The following is a 19,012-nucleotide window of genomic DNA, read 5'->3' on the forward strand; positions in this document are numbered from 1 at the left end:
ATCAGCGGCGGCGTTTACGGTTGCGCTTTGCAGGGGCCGGCTCCTGCTGTGTGTTCACGCGGATCGCAGCCCGCATCCCCTTGCCCTTCGACGAGGTGATGTCGAACGTCCCGCCCAGCGAATTGATCCGCGAAGCGATGTTCGAAAGGCCCATTCCGCAGTCCATCATCGCCTGCGGGTTGAAGCCCCGGCCGTTGTCCGAATAGTCCAGCGCCAGCTCCGGACCGTTCTGAGACAGCGACAGGTTCACCTCCGTACAGGCCGCGTGTTTGAGCGAATTGTTGATCAGCTCGCAGATCACCCGGTAGAGGATCACCTCGATATCCGTATCGTAGCGCTCGCCCCGCAGGTTCGTCGTGAAGCGGATCTTCACGTCGTGCATCGCCGCACTCTTGTCGATGAAGTTCTGCACGCCGCGCGCCAGTCCGAAGTCGTTCAGCACGTGCGGCGACAGGTTGTTCGAGATCTCGCGCAGCGAACGGATCGCCTCGTCGATCACGTAGGTCGTATTGGCGATGATCTCTCGCTGCTCGGCGTTGTGCTCCTCGCGCGAAAGGGCCGTCAGCGACATCTTCGCGGACGACAGCAGCGGCCCCAGGCCGTCGTGGAGCTCCTTCGAGAAGCGCGAGCGCGCCTTCTCCTCCGTACGCAGCACCGCCGTCAGGATCCGTTTGTTCAGCAGCGACCGCTGGCGGTTCAGCCGCTCGATATACTTGAAGAGTTTGTGCGCATACATCACGCCGATCGACAGGCAGACCGAAATCACGATGCCCAGGTAGGCGAACCACCACCGAGCAATCACCTCGACGCCCGACTCTACGAGCAACTGGATCAGGCGCTCCACCGAAAGCAGCGAAAAGCCCACGATGAAGAGAATCCACACCGAATTGTACTTCGTGGTGCGCACCAGCCGCAACGCATAGCCCGTAGCTACGCACTGGATAACGATCGAAATGACTAACAGGATCTTGATCAGCATAGAGCGGTGTTTTTTCTGTTTTTACAAAGATACGAAACTGCGGCCAATCAACCGCACGATTCCGCCGCTATTTTCGAGAGGCAGGGTCCGAATCGCACGCCGAAGGAAAGGACCGGCGCAGATTCCGCAACTGCCCATAGTCCGTCAGGTCGGTCTGAACAGGGACCACCGCCACGTATTTGTTCCGAAGCGCCCACTCGTCGGTATCCTCCGCGTCGGGTTCGCTGTTGACAAAGGCGCCCGTGAGCCAGAAATACTCCCGACCGCGCGGATCTTCGTGCCGGTAGAACTCCTCCCGCCAGAATCCCCGGTTCTGGCGGCACAGACGGATGCCCCGCAGCTCCTCGGGACGACCCGCGGGGACATTCACGTTCAGGCACAGCGGCAACTCGACCGGACCGGAGAGCAACGCCTCGACGACCTGCGTCCCGTAGTGCACCGCGGCCTCGAAATCCGCATCCGCACCGTGGTCGTCCAGAGAAAGGCCCACCGCCGGACAGCCGTAAAAACTCCCCTCGATGGCCGCACCCATCGTCCCCGAATAGAGGATGTTCACCGCCGAGTTCGAGCCGTGGTTGATCCCCGAAATCATCAGGTCGACACGCTTCTCGCGCAGCAGGTAGTCGAAAGCCATCTTCACGCAGTCCACCGGCGTTCCCGAAAAGGAGTAGACATCGACCCCTTCTTCCTCGCGGACCTTTCGCAAATAGAGCGGGTTATACATCGTAATGGCCTGGCTCATGCCGCTCTGAGGCGTCTCCGGAGCCACACCGACAACCCGGCCGAAGCGCCGGGCTACTTCAATGGCGGCGGCAAAACCTTTCGAGGCGTAGCCGTCGTCGTTCGTCACCAATATCAATCGTTCGTTCTTCATCGTTCCGGTTTTTCGGCAGAGTGCGCTTCGGAACGGAATCGGAGGGTCGTTCGGGCATCCCGAAGGGGGTTCCGCAGTGCACAACGCAAGCAAAGGTACGAATAAATCTCTCTTTTTTCACGCATAATTTGCATCATATCGTTTTTTCTCTTTATCTTTGCACTCCCCATCAGGGCGTATATCGACCTCTTTCATTGGGCGGTACGGCAAACGCGGGGGGGGGCCGTGAAACGGGGGGGGGTGAAGACCGAACTCCGGAAGCGGGAGGGGTGAAAGCCAAACTCCGACGGGCGAGAGGGCAAACTCCGAGAGGAGGAGAACCGAACTCCGGCAGCGGGAGGGGTGAAAACCAAACTCCAACCGGGCGAGAAGGCAAACTCCGAGAGGAGGAGAACCGAACTCCGGCAGCGGGAGGGGTGAAAACCAAACTCCAACCGGGCGAGAAGGCAAACTCCGAGAGGAGGAGAACCGAACTCCGGCAGCGGGAGGGGTGAAAACCAAACTCCAACCGGGCGAGAAGGCAAACTCCGAGAGGAGGAGAACCGAACTCCGGCAGGAGCGGGCAAGAGCCAAACTCCGACGCAAAGGTCCCCCGATTCGCAGGATTATCGGAAAAAATCCGGTATGGTAGTCCGACTGCAGCGGGAATGTCGAGTGCGAAACTTAAAAATTTGTTGCAACAATGAACAAAGACGCAATCATCAAGCTCGTAAACGAGCAGATGTGGCCCAAGACGGATGCCGATGTTCCGTCGTTCAAGGCCGGTGACACCATCACCGTATCCTACCGAATCATCGAGGGTAACAAGGAGCGCGTACAGAGCTTCCGCGGCGTGGTGATCCAGATCAAGGGTTCGGGAAAAACCAAGATGTTCACCATCCGCAAGATCTCCAACGGTGTAGGCGTAGAGCGTATCTTCCCCCTCTACTCCCCCCACATCGACAAGATCGAGGTCAACAAGATCGGTGTCGTTCGCCGCGCCCGCATCTACTACCTCCGCAACCTGACCGGTAAGAAGGCACGCATCAAGGAGAAGCGTATGACCCGTTCGGAGGAGAAATAATCCCCCGCGCGTCGAAGAAAAAAGGATGTCACCCCAAAGTGGCATCCTTTTTTCATGCGGCACAACATCCCGGCCCCTCTCCGGCCGGAACCGCGGACTAACATTCCGCCCCGTCCGGCCAACAGCTCCATCCGCTCTGCCCCCCTCCCTACTCACGAAAAAAAACGGGGCGGAGACCCCAAGTCCCCGCCCCCGCATGTCGGAATCAAACCGGAAAACTAATCCACCGGAATGTCCTTGTTCACGTTCTTCGAGCCAATCAGCGCATAGTAAAGCATATACGCCAAACCGGCAATGATCACCCAGTAACTGGTCAGATAATTCGATACGTCGGCCACATAGCCCTGGATCAGCGGAAGAATACCGCCGCCGCAAACCATCATCATGAAGATACCCGAACCCATCGAGGTGTACTTGCCGATACCCTCGACTGCCAGGTTGAAGATGCTGCCCCACATCACCGACGTGCAGAGTCCGCACAGCGTGATGAACATGATGCCGATCGGAACCTCAATCATCGCAAAGCCCGTACCCGTGAAGACCGGCATACGGCCCGTAATCGTCGTCGGAGCAAAAATACCCAACAGAATGAAGATGATTGCGGCTACGCAGACAACGGACAGCTGAACCCGGCTCGAAACCTTCGCGCCGATCATTCCGCCGATCAAACGCCCGCACATCATCAGGAACCAGTAGGTCCCGACCAGCGAGCCGGCGGCAGCGGCAGCCATACCCATACCGCTCGTTGCGGCATCCGGAGCGGCCGTCAGGAACAGGTTCATGAAGTTCGGAATACCGACCTCGACGCCCACATAGATGAAGATCGCTACCGTACCCAGCACGAAGTGGCGGAACGACAGCGCACTGTGCTTGTCCTTCTTCTCCGATTTCGCCTCCTGGATCGCATACGGCTCCGGAATGTTGACGGCCAGCAGCACCACAAAGACCAACGCAAAGATACCCATGGCGATGAAGAGCGCGGGAGCGGCGTCGCTGATCGTCGCATTGGCCGCATTACCCATCAGGTAGCCCACCAGGATCGGAACGATCGTCGCGGAAATCGAGTTCAGTGATCCGCCGAACTGGATCAGCTGGTTACCCTTCTTGCCGCCGCCCCCAAGCGTATTCAGCATCGGGTTCACGACCGTGTTCAGCATACACATCGAGAAACCCGAAATGAAGGCTCCGGCAAGATAGACTCCGAAACTCCCCGCCTCGCCGGCCAGGAACTGGATACCGACGCCGATAAAGCCTACTGCGATGGCGACCAGCGCCGTCTTCTTGTAGCCGATGCGTTTCAGCATCAGACCCGCGGGAAGTCCCATGAAGGCATAGGCGATGAAGTTGGCGGCATTGCCCAGCTGCGACATCCAGTTCGCCACCGAGAACTGGTTCTTCACGATTACGCCCAGCGGGTTCGTAAGGCCCGTCACGAACGAGATCATCGCAAACAGCGCGAACATCATGATGATGGGCAACGTGTAGTTTTTCTTTTGCGTTTGTTCCATTAGTTTTATAAATATTAGGTTAATGAGTTCGAGTTATCGGTCCCTCTCCGCAATATACGCGCAGAGGTTCACCAGCGCCGAACGGTACTCCGAATCCCCGTAGTCCGAAAGCATCGCTGCAGCTCGGGCTATATAGTCCTGCATCACCTCCCCGGCATACGTCAGGCCCCCCTCCGCCTCAACCGTCGAGCGGAGGTACTCCACGGCGGAATCATCCTCGTAACAGCGCGAAAGCCGCTCGACCAGTTCGTTCCGGCGGCTCTCCGGTAGACGCTCCAGCACACTCAGCAGGGGCAGCGTGATCTTCCCTTCCCGAAGATCATTGCACGCCGGTTTCCCCGTCCGGGCCGTCGGCGTGTAGTCCAGGATGTCGTCCCGGATCTGGAAAGCCATCCCTACGGCCTCACCGAAACGGCGCATCGTCGTCACCTTGTCGCGCGTCGCGCCAACGGCCAAAGCGCCCGCCGAAGCACTCACGCCCAGCAGGCACGCAGTCTTCTTGTAGATGATATCGAAGTAAGATTGACGTGTCATCGTCCGGTTGGCAGCACACTCGTCCTGCAAAACCTCTCCCTCACACAGTGCAGCCATCGATCCGCAAATGTGCGTCACCAGGTCGAACTGCCCGCTCTGAAGCCCGATATTCATGTTCCGGGCCAGAATGTAGTCCCCCAGGATCACGGCCTTGTGCGACTGCCACCGCGCATTCACCGAGGCACGGCCCCGTCGCGTATCGGCTTCGTCGATCACATCGTCGTGGATCAGCGACGCTACGTGGATCATCTCAACCAGCATCGCAGCCAGGCACGCGCGCCGACCTGTCGAGGCCCCCTTCACCGAGGCGTTCATCGCCGCGGAAAGCATCACCAGCGTCGGCCGGATCCCTTTCCCGCGCGACGACAGCGCATAACGCAACATGTCGGACAACAACTCTCCCTCCGCCGTAAACTGGCGATCGACGAACTCGCCGAATGCTGACAACTCCGTTGTGACGGGCTTGCGAATCTCTTCAAGTGTAATCATAATCGCAAAGATAGTCATTTTTCCCTTTCAAGGCACGGACTATCCCGCTTTTTTCGTACCTTTGGCCTTCGGTAAAGAGCAGGTAAAATGGATTTTCTCAAAGCAACCCTTGCGAAAACAGCCCCCGCCCTCGTCGCAATCGCGGTATTCTTCATCGCGGCGGCCGTCTATTTCGCACCCCAGTTCCGCGGCGAAGTACTCCCGCAGCACGACGTCATCCAGTACCGCGGAATGTCCAGCGACATCTACGAATCAAGAGAACAGTCCGGCGAAGATCCGCAATGGACCGGACGAATGTTCGGAGGCATGCCTGCCTATCTGATCAACATCCAATACCCCGCGATGTTCGTGAAAAACTACGTCGGGAAGATCGTAACCTGGATCGACACCCCCGCAGCATTCCTCTTTTTCGCCATGCTCGCATTCTGGATCATGCTCCTCATCGGGAAGGTAAACCCATGGGTCGGCATCATCCCGGCGCTCGCATACGGATTCTCCACCTACTTCCTGCTGATCATCGCCGCCGGACACATCACCAAAATGTGGGCCCTGGTCTACGCCCCCTTGATGATGGGCGGTGCGTGGATGACCCTCCGCCGCAACGTCTGGGCCGGAATGGCGCTCACGGCACTCGCCACATCCCTCGAAATCGGGGCAAACCACCCGCAGATCACCTACTATTTCCTCCTGGCCATGGCCGCTCTCTGGGTCAGCGAGGCCGTTTTCGCAATCCGCGAGAAGCGGATCAGGGAGTTCGCCCGACGCACCGCAGCCCTCGCCGCGGCCGGAATCCTCGCCGTGGGATCCAACTTCGCACCCCTCTGGTACACCGCACAGCACTCCCTCGAGACCATCCGGGGCGGTTCGGAGCTCGCCGAAGCCTCCGAAGCCTCCGAACAAGGCGGACTCGACCTCGATTACGCAACGGCCTGGAGCTACGGAAAAACCGAAAGTTTCAACCTGCTGATTCCCGACTTCATGGGGCGCGACTCCGCAACCGGACTCCCCGCCGACGGCCAGACCGCCGCAGAACTCACCGATATCGGACGCCAGCTCGGAGCCCCGTCGCTCGCCGGCTGGGCCCGCCAGCTGCCCGCCTACTGGGGCACCCAACCCTATACCGGAGGCCCGACCTATCTCGGGGCCGCAGCCATCTTCCTCGCCCTGCTCGGATGCATCTGGGCACAGGGCCGGAACAAATGGTGGATCATCGCCGTCTGCGTGCTGACGATGCTCCTCGCCTGGGGCCGCAACTTCATGGGATTCACCGAACTGGCATTCCGGATCCTGCCCGGATACAACAAGTTCCGGACCGTCTCGATGACCCTCGTCGTCGTACAGTGGGCCGTGCCCCTGCTCGGCGCATTCGCCCTCGTGCGGCTCTGGAAAGAGGGGATACCCCGTGAACGGCTCCGGAAAGGGATCGCCTGGGCCGCCGGAATCTCCGGAGGGCTCTGTCTGTTGTTCGCCGTGGCCGGCGGCGCCCTCTTCGACTTCGGGCGCGCAGCAAGTGCCGAACAGATGACCGAAACCTTCCGGCAGCTCTTCGCTGCAAACGGCCTCCAATCCTACATCGACCGCGGCATGGATGTCGAGTGGGGCGAAGCCGTCGCCCGGGCCGTCGCCGCAGACCGCTGCGACATGATGCAAGCCGATGCCTGGCGCTCGCTCCTCATGATTCTCCTCTCCGCGGCGCTGGTCCTCCTGTGGGGACTCCGCAAAATCGGACGAGGCGTGGCCGTGGCTGCAATCGCCGCCGTCATGATCCTGGACCTCGTGCCCGTGGACCGGAGGTTTCTCTCCGCCGAAAACTTCGTGTCTCCCCGCCGCACGCAAGTCACCCCCTCGGCCGCCGACCTCGCCATCCTCGAAGACAAGGAACCCGGATATCGCGTGCTCAACCTCACCGTCAGCCCATTCAACGACGCCACAACCTCCTATTTCCACCGCTCCGTCGGCGGTTATCACGGAGCCAAGCTCGCCCGCTATCAGGACCTCATCGACCGCTATATGAGCGATCCGTACAATCCGGACCCCGCCGTGCTCGACATGCTCAACACCCGCTACGTCATCGTCGCCGGTGAGGACGGACAACCCCAAGCCCAGCGCCGCACGACGGCGTTCGGGGCCGCTTGGTTCGTCGATTCGCTCGCCGGGGCCGCTTCCCCGCGCGAGGAGATCGAACGCCTCGGACAGGTCAACCTCCGCACAACGGCCGTCGTGGCCGCGGATCGGGCCGAAAAGAGCGCTCTGAATCCGATGCCCCGCGACATCTGCAACCCGGCCCGCATCGAACTCACGGAATACAGGCCCAATTACCTCAAATACCGTTACAACAGCCCCGAAGAGGCCGTGGCGGTCTTCTCCGAAATCTTCTACGACAAGGGTTGGACCGCATACGTCGACGGCAAGGAGACCCCCTGTTTCCGCGCCGACTACGTACTGAGAGCCATGGAGCTCCCGGCCGGAGAACACGTCGTCGAATGGAGGTTCCGGGCCCCCGGATGGAGGGCCGTCGAAGCCGTCACAGGAGTCTGCTCCGCATTGATCCTCCTTGGAACCCTGGCCTCAATCCTCTTCGCCCTGCGCAAGAAAAAAACATCATGCCATGAAGGATGACAAAAGGCTCAAACGAAAGGTCCGCAACTCCTACATCGTATCGACCGTCAGCATCTCCCTCGTCCTGTTCCTTCTCGGATCGGTCGGATACCTGATGACCGCCGCGCTGAAGGTCGCACACTCGCTCCAGGAGAGTATCACCGTTACCGTGGAGCTGAACAGCGAAATCTCCGACAACCGGCGCGCCGAAATCGAAAAACAACTCGCCGAAGAGATCATCGTCTCCTCGATCCGCTTCTCGTCCCGGACCGAAAAGGCCGAAGATGAAGAGTTCCGCAAAATGTTCGGCGCCGAATTCGAGGAGGTCCTCCAGGAGAACCCGCTGCTCGACTCCTTCGAACTCACCCTTTCGGCCGCGTCTGAAGACCAGGAGCTCCTCGACGATTTCATCACCGCCGTGGAGCGAATACCCGGCATCGAACACGTATCCTACCCGGCCCGCATGGCGCAGCGGCTGCACGCGACGGTAAACAAGATCCGCCTCGTGCTGATCCTCTTCGGCGGTGCCCTGCTCGTCATCTCCCTCATCCTGCTGAGCAACACCATCCGGCTGGCCATCTTCTCGAAACGCTATCTGATCAACACCATGAAGCTCGTCGGTGCTACCAAGTGGTTCATCATGAAGCCCTTCCTCGGAAGCAGCATCACCCAGGGAATCATCGCCGGAGCCGCCGCCGCCATGCTCTTCTGCCTGGCCGTTTACGGGCTCAACGAGGCCGTCCCCGAACTGACAACCTTCGCCGAGATCCGCAAAATCACGATCATCCTCGGCGCAATGATCGGCGGAGGCGTCGTCATATCCGGACTCTTCACCTTCGCGGCGCTCAACAAATTCGTAAACATGAAGTCTAACAAGATATACCTCTATTAAATGGAAAAAAAACAGCCCCAGAAAACCGACCAGCCCGAAAACCCCAGGATGCCGCTCTCTCGCAAAAACTACATCCTCCTGGCAATCGGGTTCGCCGTCATCCTCCTCGGATTCATCCTCATGGCCGGAGGCGGCAGCGACTCCCCCGACGAGTTCAACTACGCCATGTTCTCCTGGCGCAGGATCACGCTCGCACCTATCCTCGTGATCGGTGGCTTCGCATTCGAAATCTACGCCATTCTGAAACGTTTCAACTAAACCAAACCAACTCGTCACGATGGATACATTACAGGCCATTCTGTTAGGCATCGTACAGGGAATCACCGAATTCCTCCCCGTTTCGAGCAGCGGGCACCTCCAGATCGCCAAGGAACTCCTCGGCGTACAGCTCGAAGAAAACCTCACCTTCGATGTCGCACTCCATGCCGCAACCGTCCTGAGTACGATCGTCGTGCTCTGGAGCGAAATCCGAAGGCTCCTCAAGGGGCTCTTCTCCCGACACTTCAACGAAGAGCAGGCATACATCCTCAAAATCGTCGTCTCGATGATCCCCATCGGGATCGTCGGCCTCCTGCTCAAGGAGCAGCTCAACGCCCTGCTCGACGCCCCCTGCATCCTCGCGGTCGTCGGCGCCATGCTGCTCCTGACCGCAGCCCTGCTCGCATTCGCCTACTACGCAAAACCCCGGCAGAAGGAGAACATCTCCTACCGCGACGCCTTCATCATCGGCCTGGCACAGGCCTGCGCCGCCATGCCCGGGCTCTCCCGGTCCGGCTCGACCATCGCGACGGGGCTCCTCCTCGGGAACAAAAAGGCCGCCGTCGCCCAGTTCTCCTTCCTGATGGTCCTCGTCCCCATTCTCGGCGAAACACTCCTCGAAGCCGTGAAGGGTGAACTCACGGCCGGAGTCGGGACCGTACCCCTGATCGCCGGGGCTGCCGCATCGTTCATCACGGGGTGTCTGGCCTGCAAGTTCATGCTCGAAATCGTCAAACGCGGACGCCTGATCTGGTTCGCCGTCTACTGCGCGCTGGCCGGAACCGTCTCCATCGCAAGCTACCTCTTCTGATGAGCGAAGACAAGGAACTCCGCGGCATCAATTTCGAGGAGGGGTACATCGCCGTCCTGGACAAACCCCTGAGGTGGACCTCCACCGATGTCGTGCGCAAGATCAAGTTCTCGCTCCGGAAACTCGGGTACCGACGCATCAAGGTCGGGCACGCCGGGACCCTCGACCCCCTGGCTACGGGCATCCTGCTCGTCTGCATCGGACGCGCAACCAAGATGGTCGACGCCCTCCAGGCCGAGGAGAAGGAGTACGTCGCCGACATCATGCTCGGGGCTACGACCCCCAGCTACGACCTCGAACACGAAATCGACCGGACCTATCCCTGGGAGCACATCACCCGCGATGCCGTCGAAAAAGCCCTGGCGGAGCTCACCGGCGAACGGCTCCAGACCCCGCCCGTCTACTCCGCCAAGAAGATCGACGGCACACGCGCCTATGAACTCGCCCGGGCCGGAGAGGAGGTTGCCGTCAGGCAGGCGCTTATCCATATCTACGAGATGGAGCTCCTCGAATGCGAACTCCCCCGGCTGAAGATCCGCGTGCGGTGCAGCAAGGGAACCTACATCCGCTCGCTCGCAAACGAAATCGGAACCGCACTCCACAGCGGGGCCCATCTGACCGGGCTCCGCAGGACCCGAAGCGGCGGCTTTACCCTCGAAAATGCCTGGAATCTCGACGATTTCCTGGAAAATTTACAAAATCTTGAAACAAAATGACACTTTTTACGTATAGAAAATAATCTGTCTTATTTTCTGAACGTTAAAAAAGCGTTGCACCTATGAAGTTATCGCAATACGGATACGATTTTGCCCCCGAAATGCTGGCCAAATATCCCGCCGAAAGCCGGGACGAATCCCGCCTGATGGTCATCAACCGCGCAAAAGGGTCCATCGAACACCGCATTTTCAAGGACATCATCGAATATTTCGACGAAAAAGACCTCTTCGTTTTCAACGATACAAAGGTCTTCCCCGCACGACTCTACGGAAACAAGGAGAAAACAGGCGCCGAAATCGAAATATTCCTCCTCCGCGAACTCAACCGCGACCTCCGGCTCTGGGACGTACTCGTAGACCCCGCACGGAAAATCCGGATCGGGAACAAACTCTACTTCGGAGACGACGACCTGCTCGTCGCCGAAGTCATCGACAACACCACATCCCGCGGCCGAACCCTCCGGTTCCTCTTCGACGGCTCCTACGAGGAGTTCAAACAGGCTCTCTTCTCCCTCGGCGAAACCCCGCTCCCAAAATGGGTCCGCGAAAAGGTCGAACCCGAAGATGCCGAACGATACCAGACCATCTTCGCCCGGCACGAAGGCGCCGTCGCCGCCCCTACAGCCGGAATGCACTTCTCGAAACACCTCATGAAACGAATGGAAATCAAGGGTATCGACAGCGCATTCGTCACCCTGCACGTCGGACTCGGCAACTTCCGAACCGTCGACGTCGAGGACCTCTCCAAACACAAGATGGATTCCGAACAGTTCTTCGTGACCGAAGAGGCCGCCGCCGCCGTAAACTCCGCCAAAGAACAGGGTCATCAGGTCGTCGCGATCGGAACCACCGTCATGAGGACCCTCGAAACCGCAGTCTCCACGAACGGCATGATCAAACCCATGGAGGGCTGGACAAACAAGTTCATATTCGCACCCTACGACTTCACCGTCGCAAACGCCATGGTCACCAACTTCCACCTCCCCTACTCCACGCAACTGATGATGGTCGCCGCTTTCGGCGGTTACGAAACCGTCATGAATGCGTACAAGGTCGCCCGGGAGCAGGGATACCGCTTCGGCACTTACGGCGACGCCATGCTGATTCTTTAATTTTTTTTCGTATCTTTGCAAGGAGAAACCCCCAGAAAAATGGCAAACAAGATTCTGTACGTGTGTCAGGAAATAACGCCCTATCTTCCCGAAACGGAAGAGTCGCGGCTCTGCCGCTCCCTGATACAGGCGATGCAGGAACGGGGAAACGAGATCAGAACCTTCATGCCCCGATACGGCTGCATCAATGAACGCAGGCACCAACTGCACGAAGTCATCAGACTCTCCGGCATGAACCTCATCATCGACGACAACGACCACCAACTCATCATCAAGGTCGCGTCGATCCCCGCCGCCCGCGTACAGATCTACTTCATCGACAACGACGACTACTTTTCCAGAAAGGCCGTGCTCACGGAGACCAACGGCGCCTACTTCCCCGACAATGACGAACGTGCCATCTTCTTCGCGCGAGGGGTCCTCGAAACCGTCAAGAAACTCCGATGGACCCCCTCCATCGTCCATTGCCACGGGTGGTTCTCGGCCGTCGTCCCCGTATACCTCAAGCACGTATTCGCCGACGACCCCGTCTTCCGCGATGCCAAGGTCGTCGTCTCGCTATACAACGAGGCGTTCCCGGAACCGCTCGACCCGGGATTCCGCGACAAAATCGAAGGCGAGGGCGTCAAGGACAAAAATCTCGGCTTACTCGACCTCCCTTCATACGAAAATCTCTGCCGATTCGTTATGCATTATGCCGACGGAGTGGTTGCCGCATCCCCGGATGTCGACCCTAAGGTCATCGAGTGGGCCCGGAAATCCGAAAAACCCATCCTCGAATACCAAAACCCGGAAGCCGACGACTTTTTCGATAATTACAACCGATTCTATGAAGCGATTCAATAACTTCCGCCCTTCCGCAATCCGGAACCTGATCGGTGCCGTACTCGCTGTGCTGGCGCTCGGAAGTTGTACCACGGTAGACGATACGCTCGGCGGAAACCTGATCCCCGACAACCAGCAAATGAGAGCCGGATTCATCTCCATCGACGGACTCAACCCCAGAAAATACGTCGAAACCAGACTCTTCAAAACCGATTCGATCGTCAGCTCCAACATTTCATACGGCTATTTCGGATCGCAGCTGAACGATACCCTCGGAGAACGAAAGGCCGGATTCCTCTCGCAGATGGTCAGCTATTACGCCGTGCCCGAAGGCTACTTCGGATACATGCCCATCTTCGACTCCGCACAGCTCCTGCTCAGTATCACCGCTTTCGGCGCCGATACCCTCACCGAGCAGCACTTCGCCGTATACGAGATCCTCAGCAACGACTACATCACCAACCGGGAGAGCAGCGATACGACCTTCTATCTCGGATTCCGGCCCGACAAACAGACCGTCAATACCGACGAGGAACCCCTCTTCCGCTTTACGCTCGGCGGCGAAGGGAAATACCCCTCGACGACAACCGCCGTCACCATGACCCCCACCGAAGCCGGCAAAAACTACATCATGCGGCTGATGCTCCAGGAGGGCACCTACAAGGACAAATACTCGATCTATTCGACCGACAGCCTGGAGTATTTCATCGAGGAGTTCCCCGGACTCTACATCACCCCCGACCCCGCATACCCCGTAACCAAGGAGGGTTCCAATTCGGGGACGATCTACGCCACGTCGCTCGATGCTTCGGGTCTCTCGATCTACGGCCGGAACCGCGTCGAAAGCGACCCCTCGCTTATCCAGGATACCATCGGAATGGTCCTCTACTTCTATGACTCCTATGCCGAACACGGCAATGTCTCGGTAAACACCATCCAGCACGACTATTCGAAAATATCCGTTGCGGAACTCGCCTTCAACGCCGAAACCGACGCCCAGGAGCCCGCCAGCGACGAAGAGGATACCCGAAAGCCCGTCACGCAGTTCCGCGTCGAGGGGCTCGGCGGCGCCATCACCGAGATGACCTTCACCCCCGGGTTCTTCGCAACACTCGAAGAGAAAATCGCCGAGGAGAACGCCAAGGACGGAAAGGATTTCCAAACCCTCGCCTTCAGCCAGGCCCGCATGTCGGTCTACTTCTCCGGCAGCAGCTACGACTGGGGAGAGATCGACCCGAACCCCGGCGACGGTGAGACGGGATCCCCGCTCATGTCGCTCATCAAAGAGATGGATGCCGCACCCAGCCGGTTGGGACTTTACACCAATTACAAGAGCCTGACCCCGATTTCCGACTACGCCTACACCTACGAGCAGAACTACAGCACGACGCTCGCGTACGGAGGATATGTCAACCGAAGCCGCGGATGCTACGTCATCAACATCACGGGATACCTCCAGCAACTCTGGAACAACTACATCAAGGCCAAAAAGGCTGCAGGCGTGGAGTATCCCGATCCGGCCGACACCGACTCCTTCGACGAACGGTATGACGCCTGGGAAAAGGCGATCGACTGGGACGGTATCAGTTACCGGAAGGTATACATCGGGCCCGAAGCATACAGCCTCTACACCAATTCGTTCGGGGTCTTCCAGGGCGCTTCAACCGACGAGAAGAGCCTCGATTGCCCGATCCGTTTCGACCTGGCATACAACCTCATCAAGTAAACCCTCGAAAAAAACGTTTGGCGGAACCTAAGTGTAATGCTTAGGTTTTCGCATTTCAAGACATCAAAGACAAATGCAGGACAATTTAGTGATCGTCGAGTCCCCGGCAAAGGCCAAAACCATCGAGAAGTTCCTCGGAAAGGATTTCGTCGTGAAATCCAGCTTCGGACACATCCGTGACCTGGTAAAAAAGGACCTCGGAATCAATATCGAACAGGGATTCAAACCCATCTACGAAATCCCCGCGGACAAGAAAAAGGTCGTCGACGAACTCTCCAAACTCGCCAAATCGAAAACCGTATGGCTCGCATCCGATGAAGACCGCGAAGGGGAAGCCATCGCATGGCACCTCACCGAAGTCCTGGACCTCCCCGTCGAGCAGACCAAACGGATCGTATTCCACGAAATCACAAAACGGGCCATCCTCGAAGCCATCGAAAAACCCCGGACCGTCAACATGGACCTCGTAAACGCCCAGCAGGCCCGCCGCATCCTCGACCGGCTGGTCGGATTCGAACTCTCGCCCGTGCTCTGGAAGAAGGTCAAACCCTCGCTCTCCGCAGGGCGCGTGCAGTCCGTCGCCGTGCGGCTGATCGTCGAACGCGAACGCGAAATCATCGCATTCCGATCGGTCCCCTATTTCCGGGTCGTAGCCCAGTTCCATGCCGCGGATGACCCCGACAAAGCGCTCTTCAAGGCCGAACTCCCGACCCGGTTCGAGACCGTCGAGCAGGCCGAAGCATTCCTCCGCTCCTGCATCGGAGCCACCTTCACCGTCGCCCGGGCCGAGGAGAAACCCGCACAGCGCTATCCCGCCCCGCCGTTTACCACCTCCACGCTCCAGCAGGAGGCCGGTCGAAAACTCGGCATGTCCGTATCGCGTACCATGTCCGTCGCCCAGCGCCTCTACGAGCAGGGTCTGATCACCTACATGCGTACCGACTCCGTGAACCTCTCGCAGCAGGCCCTCGCCCAGTGCAAGGAGGAGATCATCAAGCTGTACGGCGAGAAATACTCCCGCTGGTTCAACTACAAGACCAAAACCAAAGGGGCCCAGGAGGCACACGAGGCCATCCGTCCCTCGTACATCGACAGGCAGGAGATCGACGGGACTGCCGAGGAGAAGCGGCTCTACGACCTGATCTGGAAACGCACCGTCGCCTCGCAGATGGTCTGCGCCGAGCTCGACCGGACCACGATCGCCATCGACATGTCGGGTTCCGACCAGCAGTTCGTCGCCCAGGGGGAGGTGGTCCGTTTCGACGGGTTCCTGCGCCTCTACTCCGAGTCCACGGACGACGATCAGGCCGCCGAAAGCGGAGAGGCCCGGCTGCCCAAACTCAAGACCGGAGACCTCCTCCAGGCCGATAAGATTACCGCCACGGAGCGTTTCACATCCGCTCCGGCACGCTACAACGAAGCCTCGCTCGTCAAACGGCTCGAAGAGTTGGGAATCGGACGCCCTTCGACCTATGCTCCGACCATCACCACGATCATCAACCGCGGGTATGTCGTCAAGCAGAACAGGGAGGGGCAGAAACGATCCTACACCCAACTGACGCTCAAGGGCGAAAAGATCGCCCGCGAAGCCCTCTCGGAAAACTACGGGAAGGAGAAGAGCCGACTCTCCCCGACCGATATAGGCATGGTGGTCAACGACTACCTCGAAGAGCAGTTCGCACCGATCATCGACTACAACTTCACGGCCAACGTCGAGAAGGAGTTCGACCGCATCGCCGAAGGTGACATCACCTGGGAGAAGATGATCGGAGACTTCTACGGACCTTTCCACAAGATGGTCGACAACGCCATCTCGACCCAGAGTTCCAAGCCCCGTGAAAACCGGATCCTCGGCAATGACCCCAAGACCGGACACGTCGTCAAGGCGCGTATCGGCCGCTACGGCCCAATGGTCGAGATCGAAGGCGCCGAAGGCGAGAAGAGCCGCTTCGCATCGCTCAAGAAGGGCCAGCTCATCGAGTCCATCACGCTGGAGGAGGCTCTCGAACTCTTCGCGCTGCCCCGCGAGGTCGGAGAACTCGACGGCGAAAAACTCGTCGTAGGACTCGGCAAGTACGGACCGTATGTCCGCTACGGGAAGTCGTTCGCCTCGCTGGCCAAGGGCGACGACCCCTACACGCTGACCCGCGAACGCGCCGTGGAGATCGTCCGCGAACACCAGGCCGCAGTCGCTGCGGCCAACACCCCGCTGAAAAGCTTCGCCGAAGATCCCGACATGCTCGTCAAAAACGGCCGATACGGCGCCTACATCGCCTACAAGGGCAAGAACTACCGGATTCCCAAAGGTACAAAACCCGAGGAACTCACACTGGAGGCGTGTCTGAAGATCGTCGCCGGATCGAAAAAGTAAACCCTAAAACCGTGATACGATGAAAAAACTGCTTCTCTGCACCCTGGCGCTCTGCCTTGCTCTCGGAGCCGCCGCCCAGAACCCCGATTCGGTCGAAGGATACCGCTTCACCGACGGGAAGATTATCCGCACGACACCCGTCAAGAACCAGAACCGAAGCGGCACCTGCTGGTGCTACTCCACGATGACGATGCTCGAAAGCGAGATCCTACGTGCCGGAGGTCCCGAAATGCACCTCTCTGAAATGTGGATCGTCCGACACTCCTTCATGGACAAGGCCGTGAAGTACGTCCGGCTCCACGGAGAACTCAACTTCGCAGAAGGCGGAGCCTCGCATGACGTCACCGAAGGAATCAAGCAGCACGGAATCGTCCCCTTCGAGGTCTATCCCGGACTCAACTACGGAACCGACAAGCCCGACTTCCATGAACTCTCGGCCGTGCTGAAGGCCTATCTCGATGCCGTGATTCAGGCTTCCGGAGGCTCGAAAACGCTCTCGACGGCCTGGAAACGCGGGTTCAACGCGATTCTCGACGAATATTTCGGCCCCTGCCCCGAAACATTCACCTACGAAGGAAAGGAGTACACGCCCCAGTCGTTCGCCGAATCCCTCCCGATCAAGATGGATGACTATGTGGACCTCTCCTCCTTCACCCACCACCCCTTCTACGAGCAGTTCATCATCGAGGTCCCCGACAACTGGATGTGGGCAACGGTCTGGAACGTCCCGCTGGATGAACTGATGCAGACCATCGACTACGCCCTGGAGAACGGATACACCGTTGCCTGGGGTACGGATGTCAGCGAGAAGGGATTCAGCCGCACGAAGGCCATCGGAATCATCCCCGAGGCCGACCTCGAAGGAATGAGCGGTACCGAGGCCGAAAAGTGGGGTAAACTTACCGCCCGGGAGAAGGAGGCCGCCCTCTACAAGTTCGACAAACCCGGTAAAGAGCGCAAAATCGACCAGCAGATGCGCCAGAAGGCCTTCGACAACTACGAAACTACGGACGATCACGGAATGGTCATCGTCGGCACCGCAACCGATCAGGCCGGAAACCAATATTTCAAGGTGCAGAACTCCTGGGACGTACTCCCGCCCTATGACGGGTTCTGGTACTTCTCCCGCCCGTTCGTCGAGTACAAAACCATGTCCATCATGGTCAACAAGAACGCCGTGCCCAAGGAGATCCGCAAAAAACTCGGCTGGAAATAGGTCCGAGTCACACAATCCCACCCATACGGAGAGAGCCCGGCTCATACGAGCCGGGCTCTCTCCGTTTATTGAAGTTTCGGTTTTAAGTTCTTGTTTATGGGAGATTTACATCGTCCGATATTTCATGCTCTCTCCCAACATAATCAGAGCGGTGCGTACCCACTCTCCAATCTTTGCCTTCATAGTAAATAATTTTAAATAAATATTAAAATATTTTATCATTTAAGACGCGGCAAAGGTAAGCGCCCTAAACCAAACTTCCAAATATTTTATTAAGATTTTTTACGAAATATGTAAAATTTTTGAAGAAATACACCGGTAATGCCCCTCCAAGCAGGTCGGACAAGACCCGAAAACAGCCCATAAAATCCATGTATTCAACAACATGTATATATGCAAGTCCTGAAAGGAAGAGCGGGGCCCAAATGAAGGGAGGGGCCGAATTTCTGCAATCAAAGAGTATGCACAACCAGAAAACCGTCCCTGCAACCGGCCGAAAGAGAAACCGGCGGCTCGCATGATATACGTCCGGTGAGATGTCCGGCGGCAAGATCCGCAGACAGGATCCGGAGATCCTCCCGGAAATCGAGATGCCGACCTCCGGCATATTTATAGAGGGTCTCCTTCGCACACCAGGCAAAGCCCGGCCAGCGAGGATCGTCGGCAAGAACCGCTTCGGAAGGGGTCAGAAAGCGACTCGCGGCCCGGGTGAAATCCCGGTCGGCCGGTTCGATGTCCACGGCACAACGCTTCGGCGAAAGGAACACAGCCACACGACCCGGACAATGCGATACGGAGACAAAAGCCTCCCCGTCCGGAAGAACCGGAGCCCCCTCTTCATCGTAGGAGATCCGGATAGCGCGCCCCAACTCCCGGCGGACGATCGCCCGCCAGGTCAGAAATTCCCGACGGCGGCGTTCGCTGCCGAACGTCCCGGCGCGCTGCCGCTCCTCGGGCGTCGCCCAGGCATTTGCCGCAGCGATGGTCATCGGCGGTTCGATCAGCAGGCGGGGAGTCAGCAACAGGGTGTTCATGGCAGC

16 protein-coding genes are annotated in these 19,012 nt (G+C 58.5%); 11 read left to right on the forward strand and 5 right to left on the reverse strand.

What is annotated here, in order from left to right; genetic code table 11:
- Position 1 precedes the first annotated feature (1 nt).
- Entirely contained in the window at positions 2-979 is a 978-nt protein-coding gene (locus ABGT65_RS04170; RefSeq protein ID WP_346699955.1) for an ATP-binding protein, read from the reverse strand.
- Between the two features lie 67 nt (positions 980-1,046).
- Positions 1,047-1,853 (reverse strand): 5'/3'-nucleotidase SurE, encoded by an 807-nt coding sequence (gene surE / locus ABGT65_RS04175; RefSeq protein WP_346699957.1) that lies wholly within the window; start codon positions 1,851-1,853, stop codon positions 1,047-1,049.
- Positions 1,854-2,535: 682 nt separating this feature from the next.
- Between surE and rplS the strand changes: the two genes are divergently transcribed.
- A complete protein-coding gene (gene rplS / locus ABGT65_RS04180) occupies positions 2,536-2,916 on the forward strand; it encodes a 50S ribosomal protein L19 (protein WP_346699958.1) in 381 nt (126 codons plus the stop codon).
- A 218-nt stretch (positions 2,917-3,134) separates the two neighbouring features.
- On the opposite strand, the gene ABGT65_RS04185 is transcribed toward rplS, so the two are convergent.
- Entirely contained in the window at positions 3,135-4,424 is a 1,290-nt protein-coding gene (locus tag ABGT65_RS04185) for an MFS transporter (RefSeq protein ID WP_346699960.1), read from the reverse strand.
- Between the two features lie 33 nt (positions 4,425-4,457).
- Positions 4,458-5,447, reverse strand: coding sequence for a polyprenyl synthetase family protein (locus ABGT65_RS04190; RefSeq protein ID WP_346699962.1), 990 nt, complete (start codon positions 5,445-5,447; stop codon positions 4,458-4,460).
- 87 nt (positions 5,448-5,534) lie between these two features.
- On the opposite strand from ABGT65_RS04190, the gene ABGT65_RS04195 reads away from it, so the two are divergent.
- The 10 genes from ABGT65_RS04195 (at position 5,535) to ABGT65_RS04240 (ending at position 17,972) form a co-directional block, all read left to right on the forward strand.
- Entirely contained in the window at positions 5,535-8,066 is a 2,532-nt protein-coding gene (locus ABGT65_RS04195; RefSeq protein WP_346699964.1) for a YfhO family protein, read from the forward strand.
- Entirely contained in the window at positions 8,056-8,937 is an 882-nt protein-coding gene (locus ABGT65_RS04200; RefSeq protein ID WP_346699966.1) for a permease-like cell division protein FtsX, read from the forward strand. The genes ABGT65_RS04195 and ABGT65_RS04200 overlap by 11 nt, the downstream gene beginning before the upstream one ends.
- Positions 8,938-9,195, forward strand: a complete 258-nt coding sequence (locus ABGT65_RS04205) for a DUF3098 domain-containing protein (protein ID WP_346699968.1) — start codon at positions 8,938-8,940, stop codon at positions 9,193-9,195. It abuts the gene before it with no gap.
- A gap of 19 nt (positions 9,196-9,214) precedes the next feature.
- Positions 9,215-10,006: an undecaprenyl-diphosphate phosphatase gene (locus tag ABGT65_RS04210; RefSeq protein ID WP_346699969.1), complete on the forward strand. Its 792-nt coding sequence runs from the start codon at positions 9,215-9,217 to the stop codon at positions 10,004-10,006.
- Complete coding sequence (gene truB / locus ABGT65_RS04215; RefSeq protein ID WP_346699971.1) at positions 10,006-10,722, forward strand: tRNA pseudouridine(55) synthase TruB; 717 nt, start codon at positions 10,006-10,008, stop codon at positions 10,720-10,722. Before ABGT65_RS04210 ends, truB begins: the two co-directional genes overlap by 1 nt.
- A gap of 62 nt (positions 10,723-10,784) precedes the next feature.
- The gene (gene queA, locus ABGT65_RS04220) at positions 10,785-11,834 is read left to right on the forward strand and encodes a tRNA preQ1(34) S-adenosylmethionine ribosyltransferase-isomerase QueA (RefSeq protein WP_346699973.1); all 1,050 of its coding nucleotides are present in this window, start codon (positions 10,785-10,787) and stop codon (positions 11,832-11,834) included.
- Positions 11,835-11,873: 39 nt separating this feature from the next.
- A complete protein-coding gene (locus tag ABGT65_RS04225) occupies positions 11,874-12,680 on the forward strand; it encodes a glycogen/starch synthase (RefSeq protein WP_346699974.1) in 807 nt (268 codons plus the stop codon).
- Complete coding sequence (locus tag ABGT65_RS04230) at positions 12,664-14,385, forward strand: DUF4270 family protein (RefSeq protein ID WP_346699976.1); 1,722 nt, start codon at positions 12,664-12,666, stop codon at positions 14,383-14,385. The genes ABGT65_RS04225 and ABGT65_RS04230 overlap by 17 nt, the downstream gene beginning before the upstream one ends.
- A gap of 73 nt (positions 14,386-14,458) precedes the next feature.
- Entirely contained in the window at positions 14,459-16,756 is a 2,298-nt protein-coding gene (gene topA / locus ABGT65_RS04235; protein ID WP_346699977.1) for a type I DNA topoisomerase, read from the forward strand.
- Between the two features lie 19 nt (positions 16,757-16,775).
- Positions 16,776-17,972 (forward strand): C1 family peptidase, encoded by a 1,197-nt coding sequence (locus ABGT65_RS04240; protein ID WP_346699978.1) that lies wholly within the window; start codon positions 16,776-16,778, stop codon positions 17,970-17,972.
- Between the two features lie 452 nt (positions 17,973-18,424).
- On the opposite strand, the gene ABGT65_RS04245 is transcribed toward ABGT65_RS04240, so the two are convergent.
- A complete protein-coding gene (locus ABGT65_RS04245; RefSeq protein WP_346699980.1) occupies positions 18,425-19,006 on the reverse strand; it encodes a 4'-phosphopantetheinyl transferase superfamily protein in 582 nt (193 codons plus the stop codon).
- Between the last annotated feature and the right edge of the window lie 6 nt (positions 19,007-19,012).

Source organism: uncultured Alistipes sp., assembly GCF_963931675.1.
GTDB lineage: Bacteria > Bacteroidota > Bacteroidia > Bacteroidales > Rikenellaceae > Alistipes.

Bases quoted from the DNA above. Each gene is read 5' to 3' on its own strand.
- ABGT65_RS04170 (WP_346699955.1), bottom strand. From the start codon at position 979: ATGCTGATCAAGATCCTGTTAGTCATTTCGATCGTTATCCAGTGCGTA.
- surE (WP_346699957.1), bottom strand. From the start codon at position 1,853: ATGAAGAACGAACGATTGATATTGGTGACGAACGACGACGGCTACGCC.
- rplS (WP_346699958.1), top strand. From the start codon at position 2,536: ATGAACAAAGACGCAATCATCAAGCTCGTAAACGAGCAGATGTGGCCC.
- ABGT65_RS04185 (WP_346699960.1), bottom strand. From the start codon at position 4,424: ATGGAACAAACGCAAAAGAAAAACTACACGTTGCCCATCATCATGATG.
- ABGT65_RS04190 (WP_346699962.1), bottom strand. From the start codon at position 5,447: ATGATTACACTTGAAGAGATTCGCAAGCCCGTCACAACGGAGTTGTCA.
- ABGT65_RS04195 (WP_346699964.1), top strand. From the start codon at position 5,535: ATGGATTTTCTCAAAGCAACCCTTGCGAAAACAGCCCCCGCCCTCGTC.
- ABGT65_RS04200 (WP_346699966.1), top strand. From the start codon at position 8,056: ATGAAGGATGACAAAAGGCTCAAACGAAAGGTCCGCAACTCCTACATC.
- ABGT65_RS04205 (WP_346699968.1), top strand. From the start codon at position 8,938: ATGGAAAAAAAACAGCCCCAGAAAACCGACCAGCCCGAAAACCCCAGG.
- ABGT65_RS04210 (WP_346699969.1), top strand. From the start codon at position 9,215: ATGGATACATTACAGGCCATTCTGTTAGGCATCGTACAGGGAATCACC.
- truB (WP_346699971.1), top strand. From the start codon at position 10,006: ATGAGCGAAGACAAGGAACTCCGCGGCATCAATTTCGAGGAGGGGTAC.
- queA (WP_346699973.1), top strand. From the start codon at position 10,785: ATGAAGTTATCGCAATACGGATACGATTTTGCCCCCGAAATGCTGGCC.
- ABGT65_RS04225 (WP_346699974.1), top strand. From the start codon at position 11,874: ATGGCAAACAAGATTCTGTACGTGTGTCAGGAAATAACGCCCTATCTT.
- ABGT65_RS04230 (WP_346699976.1), top strand. From the start codon at position 12,664: ATGAAGCGATTCAATAACTTCCGCCCTTCCGCAATCCGGAACCTGATC.
- topA (WP_346699977.1), top strand. From the start codon at position 14,459: ATGCAGGACAATTTAGTGATCGTCGAGTCCCCGGCAAAGGCCAAAACC.
- ABGT65_RS04240 (WP_346699978.1), top strand. From the start codon at position 16,776: ATGAAAAAACTGCTTCTCTGCACCCTGGCGCTCTGCCTTGCTCTCGGA.
- ABGT65_RS04245 (WP_346699980.1), bottom strand. From the start codon at position 19,006: ATGAACACCCTGTTGCTGACTCCCCGCCTGCTGATCGAACCGCCGATG.